The following is a 12282-nucleotide window of genomic DNA, read 5'->3' on the forward strand; positions in this document are numbered from 1 at the left end:
TTTATAGGATTAATCTGAATAGTGTCACTGCTTGTTCAGGTGGGTTGAGGTGAAAAGGGGGCTGTCGCCGTTGGCATCAGCCCTCAGACTTACAGCGACTTCACAAACGCCAGCAGATCTTCGTTGAGCTGATCCTGGTGGGTCAGCGCGAAGCCGTGCGGCGCGTTGTCGTACACCTTCAGCGTGGCGTTTTTGATCATCTCTGCCGCCAGCTTGCCGGTCGTTTCAAACGGCACGATCTGGTCGTTGCTGCCGTGGATCACCAGCGTCGGCACGTCGATTTTCGCCATATCCGGGCGGAAGTCGGTTTCGCCGAACGCGGTTACGCAGTCGATGGTGCCCTTCAGGGACGCCAGCAGGGCGATGTTCAGCGTCTGCGTCAGGGCACCGGCAGAAACGGTCTGCCCGGCGTTGGTGCCGTAGAATGGGGTAGCGAAATCGCTGATGAACTGGGCGCGATCTTTACGCAGCCCGTCGCGAATGCCGTCGAACACGCTCTGATCCACCCCTTCCGGGTAGCTATCGGATTTGCCGAAAATGGGCGTGACCGCGCCCAGCAGGGCAAGACCGGCAACGCGTTCGCTGCCGTAGTTGTTGATGTAGCGCGTCACGTCGCCGCCGCCCATGGAGAAGCCCACCAGCGTCACGTCGCGCAGATCCAGCGTGGTGATCAGGTCGTTAATGTCGGACGCAAAGGTGTCGTAGTCGTAGCCGTTCCACGGCTGATCCGAGCGGCCAAAGCCGCGACGGTCAAAGGCGATGGCGCGGAAGCCGCGCTCGGCCAGGTAGTTCAGCTGGCTGTCCCACATGTCGCCGTCCAGCGGCCAGCCGTGGCTGAAGAGAACCGGTTTGCCCGCGCCGCAATCTTTGTAGTAAATCTGCGTGCCGTCTTGTGCCTTAAACGTTGCCATAGTGTGTTCCTGTACAGGTGATGGTTATGGTTATACCGGCGCGACCAGGTAGCGAATAGCCGGTGATGTTGTGCCCTGATGAAAAGCCAGAACGCGACTCTGCAGCAGGAGGTCATTCATGGTGTGGCGCTCCTGCTGGCGCAGATGCTCAATCCAGGAGCCCATCAGGAAGGTCTCGATAAACAGGCCGGGGCGCTCAATATCTTCGTATACCGCCCAGCTCATCGCCCCGGCGCGGCGTCGCACCCGGCGTAGTTCGTGCACGGCCTGCAAAAACGCTTTCGCGTTGTGCGGGTCGATGATGTACTCATGCGAGACCAGCACCGGGCCGCGCTCGTTCGGCAGGTCGATCTCCTCGCCGTCCAGCGGCTGGCCGCTCAGGTCGAGGTTTAAATCAGGATCTTTCTCCAGCTTCCAGCGGAACACGGTGGCGCTTGCCAGCACCATCCCCAGCGTGGCGACCACCAGCGAGGTCGGGGTGCCGAACTGAGAGGCAATCTGCCCCCAGATGGCGCTGCCTGCGGTCATCGAGCCGAAGAACACCGTCAGGTACACCGCCAGTGCGCGGGCCTTAACCCAGCGGGCGGCGCTGCGCTGCGCGCCGAGGTTCAGCGTCGAGAGCACCGCAATCCACGCGAAGCCGGTGAAGAACTCAAACAGGTTGAGCAGCCAGACGTGGCGCACGAACGCCAGCGCCAGCATGGTGAGGGCAAAGGTCAGGCTCGCGGCCACCATCAGGCGGTCGGCGTTCAGCCGCTGGCGCAGGCGCGGCAGCAGGATGGCCCCGGCAATGGCGCCAAGGCCGATACACGCCAGCATCACGCCGTAGCCCGCCGGGCCCAGGCCCAGCTCGCGGCGCGCCACCAGCGGCAGCAGTGCCCAGCCCGCGCTGCCGAAAACGAAGAACGCCACGGTGCGCACCAGCACGTTGCGCAGCACCGGCGCGGCGTGCACGTAGCGGATGCCTGTGCGCACCGCAGAGAAGAAGTGCTCCGGCGGCAGACGCTGAACGGACGGCGCCGGACGCCAGCGCCACAGAACCCACGCCACGCCGACCACGGAGAGCGCGTTCAGGGCAAACACCATCCACGGTCCGGCAAGCGACAGCAGAAAACCGCCCAGCGCGGGGCCAATCGCCCGGCTGATATTGACCCCGAGCGAGTTAAGCGCCACGGCGGAACCCAGCTCCGGCTTGCTCACCAGATCGGGCACAATCGCCTGGAACGGCGGCGAGCTCATCGCCGCGCCCACGCTCAGCAGGAACGTCGCCACCAGCAGAACGGTAGGGGTGACGTGTCCGGTGAAGGAGAGCAGCGTCAGCCCGGCGGCGGCGATGAACACCCACAGCTGGGAGAAGAGCAGGTATTTACGTCGGTCAACGATGTCCGCCATCACCCCGGACGGCAGGGCGAAGAGGAACATCGGCAGGCTGCTCGCCGCCTGCACCAGCGCGATATCCAGCGGATCGGCGCTGAGCGTCAGCATGCTCCAGTTGATGCCGACGTCGCTCATCCATGAGCCGACGTTAGAGACCACCGTGGCGATCCACAGCATGCGGAACACCGGCTGGCTCAGCGGCTGCCAGGGTGAAACCGCCGGGGCGGGCGTCGTCTCGACGTGTGCGTCGCGAACGTCGTTAACCTGGGTCATGCGAACCTCTCCGTTGCCTTACGCTGCAGCCGCCACTGGCCCGGCCCGGTGAGGGCGAGAGTGGTGAAGATAATCAGCAGCAGCCAGCCAAACTGCCCTTCGGCAATCGACCAGTTCGGGTGGACCGCCAGCATCGCCACCAGCAGCACGGCGATAATCGGCAGGCACGCCAGGCGGGTGTAGACGCCCGCAATGATCAACAGCGGGCAGATCACCTCGGCGGCAATCGCTGGGATCAGGCTCGCGTAAGGCCCGAAGCCGAACGGATCTTCAATGCGCGTCAGCTCTTCGCTGAAGTGCAGCACCTTCGGCAGGCCGTGCACGTACAGCAGCAGCAGGCTGCCGGTCAGGCGCAGGAAGAACAGCCCCAGGTCGACCCGGGGCGGCACAGTGGTGTTTTTCATCAGAATGCAAAGCAGCTGCAGCCCAGCGCCCCCCAGAAAGCGTTATCGTCGGACACCGGCATCGCTGACGTGCGGGCGAAATCATGCTGGTGGCTGTGCACCCCGCACGGGCCGCTGCAGTGGTGGACGGCGCTCATGCCGACGCGTGCGGCCTGCGGCGGCGCGCTGCGGTAGTGGCCAGGCACCTTGACCACCGGGGACCACTCGGGCAGGACCGGGATGGCCGGCGGGGCGAGCGGGCCAAAGCTGCCAGCGGCGTAGACGATATCGCCGTTCACCACGGTGAGGACGGACTCGATGCCCTTGATCTCCTCCTCCGGCACGCGGAAGTAATCTTTGCTGAGCACCGCCAGATCCGCGAGCTGGCCGACCTTGATCTGCCCCTTCTGATTCTGCTCGCTGGAGAACCACGCGCTGCCCTGGGTCCAGAGCATCAGGGCGGTATCGCGATCCAGGCGGGCGCTGTGGTCGTACATCTGCATCCCGCCGACGGTGCGGCCGGAGACCAGCCAGTAGAGCGCGATCCACGGATTGTAACTCGCCACGCGGGTGGCATCGGTGCCTAATCCCACCGGCACGCCGGTCTCGAGCATTTTTGCCACCGGCGGCGTGTGGCGGGTGGCTTCGATGCCGTAACGCTCGGCAAAATACTCGCCCTGGAAGGCCATGCGGTGCTGGACGGCAATGCCGCCGCCGAGCGCTTTGATGCGGTCGATGTTGGCCTGGGTGACGGTTTCCGCGTGGTCGAAGAACCAGTGCAGGCCGTTGAACGGAATGTCGCGGTTCACCTTCTCGAAGACGTCCAGCATGCGGCTGATGGATTCGTTATAGGTGGCGTGCAGGCGGAACGGCCAGCGGTGCTCCACCAGATGGCGCACCACGCGCTCCAGCTCGTCCTCCATGCCCGGCGCGAGGTCCGGGCGCGGCTCGAGGAAGTCTTCAAAATCGGCGGCGGAGAAGACCAGCATCTCGCCCGCGCCGTTGTGGCGGAAGAAGTCGCTGCCCTGGCCCGGCGTGAGCATGTCGGTCCATTTTTCAAAGTCTTCCAGCTCGTGGCCCGGACGCTGGGTAAACAGGTTGTAGGCGATGCGGATGGTCATCTGCTTTTTCTCGTGCAGCTCGGCGATCACCTCGTAATCTTCCGGGTAGTTCTGGAAGCCGCCGCCCGCGTCGATGGCGCTGGTCAGCCCCATACGGTTCAGCTCGCGCATGAACTGGCGGGTGGAGTTAACCTGCTGCTCCAGCGGCAGCTTCGGCCCTTTCGCCAGCGTGGCGTAGAGGATCATGGCGTTCGGACGGGCAATCAGCATCCCGGTCGGGTTGCCGTTGGCGTCGCGCTGGATCTCGCCGCCCGGCGGGTTTGGCGTCTCTTTGGTGTAGCCGACCACCTTCAGCGCGGCGCGGTTGAGCAGAGCGCGGTCGTACAGGTGCAGAATGAAGACCGGGGTGTCCGGCGCGGCGTCGTTAATCTCATCCAGCGTCGGCATGCGGCGCTCGGCAAACTGGAACTCGCTCCAGCCGCCCACCACGCGCACCCACTGGGGCGACGGCGTGCGCAGGGCCTGCTCTTTCAGCATCCGCAGGGCGTCGGCGAGCGACGGCACGCCTTCCCAGCGCAGCTCGAGGTTGTAGTTCAGCCCGCCGCGGATCAGGTGCAGGTGCGAGTCGTTCAGGCCGGGGATGGCGGTGTGGCCTTTTAAGTCGACCACCTTAGTGCCGTCGCCGTGGTGCTGCATCACCTCGGCGACGGTACCCACTTCCAGAAATTTTCCGTCGCGCACGGCAACGGCTTCTGCGAGAGGATTCTCGCGATCGACGGTGTGAAACTGGCCGTTAACCAGAATGAGATCGGCTTTACCGAGGGTAACCATAAGAGCTCCAGACTAAGAGGGGAATGGTCAGGATTATGGGAACCGGTTTCGGCAAAGATCCAGTTATACAATAGGATAGGTATACCAAAGTATAACTATACCTAAGGTTAACTATACGAAGAGATAATTACACCACAGCGCTGTGGGTCATAGGATGAACGCGATTTTATCGGCGTGCTGTTCGCGGCGATTTTAACCTTTAACCTCACTGGATAATCTTATGACCACTTCTAAGCTCGAAGTCTTAACCCCTGCCAACTGTCAGATCATTTTCATCGACCACCAGCCGCAGATGGCGTTCGGCGTGCAGTCTATTGACCGCCAGGTGCTGAAAAACAACACCGTGGCGCTGGCGAAAGCGGCTAAGGTGTTCAACATCCCAACCATCATCACCACCGTTGAGACCGAAAGCTTCTCCGGCAACACCTATCCGGAGCTGCTGGACGTGTTCCCGGGCCAGGACATTCTGGAGCGTACCTCCATGAACTCCTGGGACGACCAGAAAGTGCGTGACGCGCTGAAGGCCAACGGCAAGAAGAAAGTGGTTGTCGCCGGTCTGTGGACCGAAGTGTGCAACAACAGCTTTGCCCTGTGCGCGATGCTGGAAGGCGACTACGAAATTTATATGGTGGCGGACGCGTCCGGCGGCACCTCCAAAGAGGCCCACGACTTCGCGATGCAGCGCATGATCCAGGCGGGCGTGATCCCGGTGACCTGGCAGCAGGTGATGCTGGAGTGGCAGCGTGACTGGGCGCACAAAGAGACCTACACCGCGGTGATGGATATCGTGCGCGAGCACTCCGGCGCGTACGGCATGGGCGTGGATTACGCCTACACCATGGTGCACAAAGCGCCGTCTCGCCAGAAGAGCGAGCACCGCACCTTAGCGCCGGTCCCGGCTCGCTAAGTCCCGTCGGCGGGCTGGTCCCTCATCCGGCTCGCCGCGCCTTTTTCTCTGGAGTTCTCAATGAGTACAGGGTTGATATCCCTTGCGGCAGGCGTGTTGATTGGCCTGATGTATGCCGTGCTGAAGGTGCGCTCCCCCGCGCCGCCCGCGCTGGCGCTGATTGGCCTGCTGGGGATGCTGGCAGGTGAACAGGCGATGCGTCATCTTTTATCCCGCGATAATCCGGCTGCCGTGCAGGTGACGGTTCCCCACGTTCAGCACCCGACCGGAGCGTCATCATGAAGGCCTGGATTATTTCGCTGGTGTGCGGGGCCGCGGCTGGGGTACTTTACGCCCTGCTCGACGTACATTCCCCGGCGCCGCCGGTCGTCGCGCTGCTAGGCCTGTTCGGCATGCTGGTGGGTGAACAGCTGATCCCCATCGGACGGCGTCTGGTGAGCCGCGAACCGCTGACCCTGGCCTGGTTTCGTCATGAATGCGTACCGAAAATCAGCGGTACTGCGCCCCCCGCGCCCGCGAAGGAAAGCCGCGACGCGTAACGATTTGTTTGAGGAAAGACAGCATGACGCTGCCGTGGCGCATTGCCATCATTGATGACGAACGCTCTGTTCGCAGCGGGCTCAGTAACCTGCTGCAATCGGAAGGGTATGCTACCGATACCTTCGATTCGGCAGAGGTGTTCTTGAGCCACCCTCTCGCCCTGTCCGGCGCGTCGCTGGTGATCGCCGACATCAAGCTGCGCGGCATGAACGGCATCGAGCTGTTTGAGAAGCTGCGGTTGCTGGCCATGCCGCCACCGCCAATACTCTTTATCTCCGGCCATGCTGATGAAAATATGCAGCGGTATGCACTCAGTCTGGGCGCCGCTGCATTTTTGCGTAAGCCGATTAACATCGATATTCTGCTGGATCATATTCAGCGGGAGCTGACCCGCCGACAATAAGGATCGCGGATGAACGAACATACGTCGCCTGCATTTTGGCCCGCCCGGGGAAGTCTCCATGAAGGGCGGGCTTTTGTTCTGAAAGAGGATGTCATTTTTACCGTGCTGGCGCAGGAGGGCGGCATCTCCTGGATGAACGGGCGGCATCCCCAGTCCGGCGGTTCGTTTATTATTGCCACCGCGGTCAGCGATGAAGAAGAGGAGCGGGCAACGCGGCTGCTGAAAAACGAGTTTGCCCTGCGCGATCGCCTTCATGACGGCTGGGCTATCCGGCCCGTCGCTTCAACCCAGTACCGCGGACGTTTTGCGCTGGTCTACGCGCCGTTCTGCTTTGAACTGCTGGCGTGCCGGGCAGGTAAGGCGATTTCCGGGATCGCCCGCTTTATCGAGATGGCGATCCGCATCTGCGGTCCCCTGCGCCAGATGCATCAGCACAACCTGATCCACGGCGATATCAAACCCGGGTCGATCTTCGTTCATCACGATGCCACCTGCCGTCTGTGCAGCTTCGGTCTTTCCTGCGGCACCTCCGACGCCTTCTCCCAGTCCCGGCTTGCCGCGTCTGGCGGCACGCCCGCCTACATGTCACCGGAACACACCACGCGTACCCGGCGCGCCGTTGACAGCCGGAGCGATCTCTACAGTCTGGGGATCGTGCTTTATGAACTTCTGACCGGGCGATTGCCGTTTGAACTGAGCGCTGATGACCAGACCAACTGGGCGCATTATCACATTGCCTCTGAACCGCTTGCGCCGGGTCGGGTGCGCCCGGACGTACCCGGCATGTTGTCGACCATTATCCTTAAGCTGCTGGAGAAGAATCCGGAGAATCGCTATCAGACCGTCGACGGGCTGATTGCCGACCTCAGGCGCTGCCAGGCGACGCTGACCGTTGAAGGCGAAATTGTCGACTTTATTCCCGGCCAGCAGGATCGCTCTCCGGCGATCCATCTGGCCGATTCGCTTTTCTCTGCGCATCCGCAGGCCAGCGACGTCATCGCCGCGTTTGAGCGGGTCAGCCAGAGCGGTGCGCCGGAACTGGTGACGATTGGGGGGCCTTCGGGGATCGGCAAATCTTCCGTGATCGCCACCACGCTGAAATCGCTGCAACAGCGCAAGGTGCTGCTGGCGGTGGGCAAGGTCGATCAATATTCTCCCACGCTGCCCTACGGCGTGCTGAGTTCGGCGTTTCGGACGCTCACGCTGCACCTGCTCGGGCTGCCAGCCGGGGAGGTGGCGACGTGGAAAATCCGTCTGTCGCGCGCGCTGGAAGGCTTCGAGGAGTTGGCCGTCAGCCTGGTGCCGGAGCTGAATTTACTCCTTGAGAACAAACCGCGTTTCTCCGCGGATACCTTTTCCATCGACGCGCGGGCGCGCTTCAGCCATATGGTGCTGGCGCTGGTGAAAACCTTCGCCACCCAGGGCGCGCCGCTGGTGCTGCTGCTGGATGATGTACAGTGGATCGACGCCGCCAGCCTGCAAACGCTCGATCACCTGCTGCGCGCCTGCGGCGCCATCCCGCTGCTGGTGGTGGTGGCGCACCGCGATCTCAGTTCGCTTTCTGATCCCACCTTGCAGACCGCGCTGGCGAGCCTGCCGGAGGCGGCGCAATACGCCACGACGATTGTGCCGCAGCCGCTGTCGGTGAAGGCCGTGGCGCGCTGGCTCGGGGGAATTTTTCATGCCCGCAGTAGCGGCACCGCCGATCTTGCCACGCTGATCCATGAAAAAACCGGTGGCAACCCGCTGTTTGTGCAGGAATTTTTCCGCCGCATCGTCGATGACGGACTGGTGGTGCACAACAAATATCAGGGGAAATGGCATTACGATCTCCAGGCCATCCGCGCCCGGCACTACACCGAAAACGTGGTGACGCTGGTACTTGAACAGCTCAAGGAGATGCCCGACGAGACGCGCCGCCTGCTGGGCAGCATCGCCTGCCTCGGCTGCACGGGCGAGCTGGAGATGCTGTGCCACGTGGTGGGGCGGTCGGCGGCGGAAATCCGCTACGCGCTTCACCCGGCGGTTACTGCTCAGCTGATTGTGCTGACGGAGAAAGAGTACACTTTTACTCACGATCGGGTGCAGGAAGCCGCCTTTGCCCTGCTGGATGAGGGCGAGAAAAGCCATCTGCACCTGACCACCGCCAGCCTGCTGGCGGATGCCGCACGGCAGACGGCGGGCAACGAACTGCTGTTCCGCGCGGTTCACCACGTCAGCGCCGCGCTGGACTGCATCCAGCCTGCACCCCAGCGGCAGCGATTCCGGGAGCTGAGCCTTCAGGCCGCGCGGCGTGCGAAGCGTACCGGCGATTACCTTTCCGCCTTAAGCTATATCCAGACCGCCAGAGCGCTGGGGAATGTGGGCCCGGTCTCGGACTTTATGCTGGATATCGAAGAGGCGGGCTGTGAGTTTGCGCTCGGGCACCTGGAGCGTACGCGTGCGCTGTGCGATGCGATCCTCGGTTCACCGGGCGGGCTGACGGAGAAAGCGCTGGCCGCCAACCTGCTGGCGGAAGTGTATATGCGCCAGTCGGAGATCCGCCTGGCGCTGGAGGCGTCGTTATGTTGGCTGGGCGTGTTCGGGATCCAGATCAGCCGCTACCCGGAAAATGCCGAATGTGACGAGGCCTGGCAGCAGTTCTGTCAACGCACCGCCGACGCGCCGCTGAACCCGTTTTCTCAGCTTAAGCTGATGGAGAACGCAGAGACCGAAGCGGTGATGAACCTGCTTTACAGCGCCAGTATTTTCGCCAGCTTTACCTGCCCGCGCCTGCACTTTTTACTCCTGTGCCGGATGATGCACCTCACGCTCGATCACGGCATCACCGGCGCCTCCACCACGGCGATGGCCTGGTTTGGCGTGCTGATTGGTCACCGCTACGCCGAATACCGTCTCGGATTTGAGTACGGCACGCTGGCTCGTGAGCTGGTGAACCGCCACGGCTATGATGCCTATGAAGCCAAAACTCTGCTGCCGCTCGACCAGCTCAGCGTCTGGACCCAGCCGCTGTCGTACACTATCGAGTGCGCAAAGGCCTGCTTTACCTCGGCGGTGACCCACGGCGACATGACGATGGCCTGTTTCGCGGCCTGTCATCAGATCATTAACTTCCTCTCCCGGGGCGATCATCTGGATGGCGTGCTGACCAGCATCGATCGCGGTCTGGCCTTTGTGCGCAAAACGGATTACCAGGACATTGAAACCGTTCTGCACATTCAGCGCCGCTACGTGGAGTTTTTACGCACGCCGGTGACGGGCCCATGGAGCGCCGCCCAGGCGCTGCCTGACGATCTGCTGCCCGCGCCGCCGGAGCAGGCGCCCGAGCAGACCTCGACCATGCTGTTCTGGTACTGGCTCTATCGCGGGATGGCGCACTTTTCCTGCGGCGAATACGCCGACGCGCAGGCGGATTTAGAGAGGGCGGGCTGGTATGCGTGGTCCGCGCCGGGTCATATTCATCTGCTGGATTACCATTTTTACAGCGCGCTGGCGCTCTCCCGTCAGCTCACGCCGGAGACCTTCTCGGCGGATTATCGCCGCAGTATTCATCACCATTACGACAAAATTGCCCTCTGGGCGCGGATCAATTCGGGCACGTTTGCCGATAAAGAAGCGCTGATTTACGCCGAAATCGTCCGTCTGGACGGCATGAACAGCATCGCGCTGGAGCAGTATGAAAAAGCGGTGCGGCTCTCGCGGGAGGGCGGCTTTAACCCGATCAATGCCCTGGCGCACGAGCTGGCAGGGCGTTTCTCGCTGGCCTGCGGCTACCCGACCGCCTCCGACGCCCATTTCCGCGGCGCGATTGCCGCCTGGGGGCGCGCCGGGGCGCAGGCCAAGGTGCGCCAGCTGGAGCAGGATTTCCCGCATCTGCTGGCCTCCGGGCAGAGCCGCGCGTATGACACGGCGGCCTTCGCCCAGAACGAGGTGATCCGCGATTTACAGAGCGTCATCAAAGCCTCACGCGCCTTGTCCGAAGAAATTAACCTCGAGCGTTTAATTGAAAACCTGATGACGCTGCTGCTTGAACGGGCCGGGGCGCAGCGTGGCCTGCTGCTGCGCGTTAGCGATAATCACATCCCGGAGATCGAGGCCAGTGCCTGGACCAGTACCGACGGGGTGCGGGTGCGCATCCTGAAGGCGTCACCGATGGCGACGGACATGCCGCTGTCGGTGCTGGCCGCAGTGATCCGCACCGGGCAGGAGATCCGCACCGGCAAACCGGAGGAGTTCCACCCGTTCAGCCAGGATCCGTATCTGGTGACGTCCGGCGCCGCCGTGATGTGTGTCCCGATGTTCAAACAGGCGCGGCTGGTGGGGGTGCTGTATCTGGAAAACCGCCTGATGCCGGAAGTGTTTACCGCCGAACATTCGCGCGTGGTCAGCCTGCTGGGCGCGCAGGCGGCGGTTTCGCTGGAGACGGCGCGGCTTTACGCCGAGCTGCTGGCGGAAAACATCCAGCGCCGACGGGTGGAGAAAGAGCTGCGCGCCAGCCAGACCTCACTGATGCTGGGCGAGCAGATCAGCCATACCGGCAGCTGGCGCTGGGAGCTGGTGCAGGATCTGATGTTTATGTCTGAAGAGTACGCCCGTATCCTTGGCCTGCCGGAGCAGCAAAAGATGATCTCAATGGCGGAGTTTTTAACCTTCGTGCATGAGGACGATTATGGCCGGATCAGCACCCTCGTTAACCAGAGCGTGCGCGACGGGCTGTCGATGCGCGCGGAGTTTCGCATTATCCGCACCGACGGCTCCGTTCGCTACATCCTCGGGATTGGCGATCCGGTCGGCGTCGGCAGCGAAGTGAATGAGTATTACGGCATCATTACCGACATCACCAGCCAGCGGGCGGCGGAAGATGCGATGCGGGTGGCGCAGGCGGATCTGGCGCGAGTCTCACGGGCCACCACCGTCGGGCAACTGACCTCCTCGATCGCGCACGAGATCAACCAGCCGCTGATGTCGATTGTCTCGAACGCCGGCGCGAGCCTGCGCTGGCTCAACCGCGATCCGGCGCGGCTGGACAAAGTGCGCGAGGGGCTGGAGGAGATCGCCGCCGAAGGCGAGCGGGCAGGGGAGATCATTCGCAGCATTCAGTCTCTGACGCGCAAACAGGACCCCACGTTTACGCGTATTGATCTGCACTTCCTGATCCACCACATCATTATGCTTTCACGCAGCGAACTTGAGCTGCGACACATAAGCGTTGATTATCTTCTGAACGCTGACGACAGCTTTATCATCGGCGACAGCGTGCAGATCCAGCAGGTGCTGCTTAACCTGGTGATGAATGCGATGGAAGCGATGGCGGAAGTGACGGATCGCCCGTGCAGCATCACGATCTCCACCGCGAACTGCGGCGAGGGGAAGGTGATCTTTGAGATCGCCGATACCGGCAGCGGCATTGAGCCGGAGCTCACCGAGCGGATCTTTGACTCGTTCTATTCGACCAAAGCGCAGGGAATGGGGATGGGGCTGACCATCAGCGCCAGCATCATTGAACGGCACCGGGGGAAACTGAGCGCGCGCCGCAGAGAGCCGTACGGCACGGTATTTACCTTCGCGTTGCCGCTTGCCGGACAGGAGGAGTAAC

General features: G+C 62.5%; 9 protein-coding genes. 5 read left to right on the plus strand and 4 right to left on the minus strand.

Annotation, left to right across the window (positions count from 1 at the left end; translation table 11 throughout):
* Positions 1-89: 89 nt before the first annotated feature.
* The 4 genes from SK53_RS15530 to SK53_RS15545 are packed head-to-tail and all read right to left on the minus strand — an operon-like array spanning position 90 to position 4836.
* A complete protein-coding gene (locus SK53_RS15530; RefSeq protein ID WP_048209762.1) occupies positions 90-911 on the minus strand; it encodes an alpha/beta fold hydrolase in 822 nt (273 codons plus the stop codon).
* 30 nt (positions 912-941) lie between these two features.
* Positions 942-2561 carry an MFS transporter gene (locus SK53_RS15535; RefSeq protein WP_048209763.1) on the minus strand — a complete coding sequence of 540 codons (1620 nt, stop codon included), beginning with the start codon at positions 2559-2561 and terminating at the stop codon, positions 942-944.
* Positions 2558-2965 (minus strand): DoxX family protein, encoded by a 408-nt coding sequence (locus tag SK53_RS15540; RefSeq protein ID WP_048209764.1) that lies wholly within the window; start codon positions 2963-2965, stop codon positions 2558-2560. The genes SK53_RS15535 and SK53_RS15540 overlap by 4 nt, the downstream gene beginning before the upstream one ends.
* A complete protein-coding gene (locus SK53_RS15545; RefSeq protein WP_048209765.1) occupies positions 2965-4836 on the minus strand; it encodes an amidohydrolase in 1872 nt (623 codons plus the stop codon). The genes SK53_RS15540 and SK53_RS15545 overlap by 1 nt, the downstream gene beginning before the upstream one ends.
* 220 nt (positions 4837-5056) lie before the next feature.
* Between SK53_RS15545 and SK53_RS15550 the strand changes: the two genes are divergently transcribed.
* The 5 genes from SK53_RS15550 to SK53_RS15570 are packed head-to-tail and all read left to right on the plus strand — an operon-like array spanning position 5057 to position 12281.
* Entirely contained in the window at positions 5057-5743 is a 687-nt protein-coding gene (locus SK53_RS15550; RefSeq protein ID WP_023315321.1) for a hydrolase, read from the plus strand.
* Between the two features lie 60 nt (positions 5744-5803).
* A complete protein-coding gene (locus tag SK53_RS15555) occupies positions 5804-6025 on the plus strand; it encodes a DUF1427 family protein (protein ID WP_003863054.1) in 222 nt (73 codons plus the stop codon).
* Complete coding sequence (locus tag SK53_RS15560; protein WP_023324098.1) at positions 6022-6282, plus strand: XapX domain-containing protein; 261 nt, start codon at positions 6022-6024, stop codon at positions 6280-6282. Before SK53_RS15555 ends, SK53_RS15560 begins: the two co-directional genes overlap by 4 nt.
* A 23-nt stretch (positions 6283-6305) precedes the next feature.
* Positions 6306-6686 (plus strand): response regulator transcription factor, encoded by a 381-nt coding sequence (locus SK53_RS15565; RefSeq protein ID WP_003863058.1) that lies wholly within the window; start codon positions 6306-6308, stop codon positions 6684-6686.
* 9 nt (positions 6687-6695) lie between these two features.
* Complete coding sequence (locus tag SK53_RS15570; RefSeq protein WP_048209766.1) at positions 6696-12281, plus strand: trifunctional serine/threonine-protein kinase/ATP-binding protein/sensor histidine kinase; 5586 nt, start codon at positions 6696-6698, stop codon at positions 12279-12281.
* The last annotated feature ends 1 nt before the right edge of the window (position 12282 follow it).

Source organism: Enterobacter sp. MGH119 (assembly GCF_001037675.1).
GTDB classification, from domain to species: Bacteria; Pseudomonadota; Gammaproteobacteria; order Enterobacterales; family Enterobacteriaceae; genus Enterobacter; species Enterobacter hormaechei_C.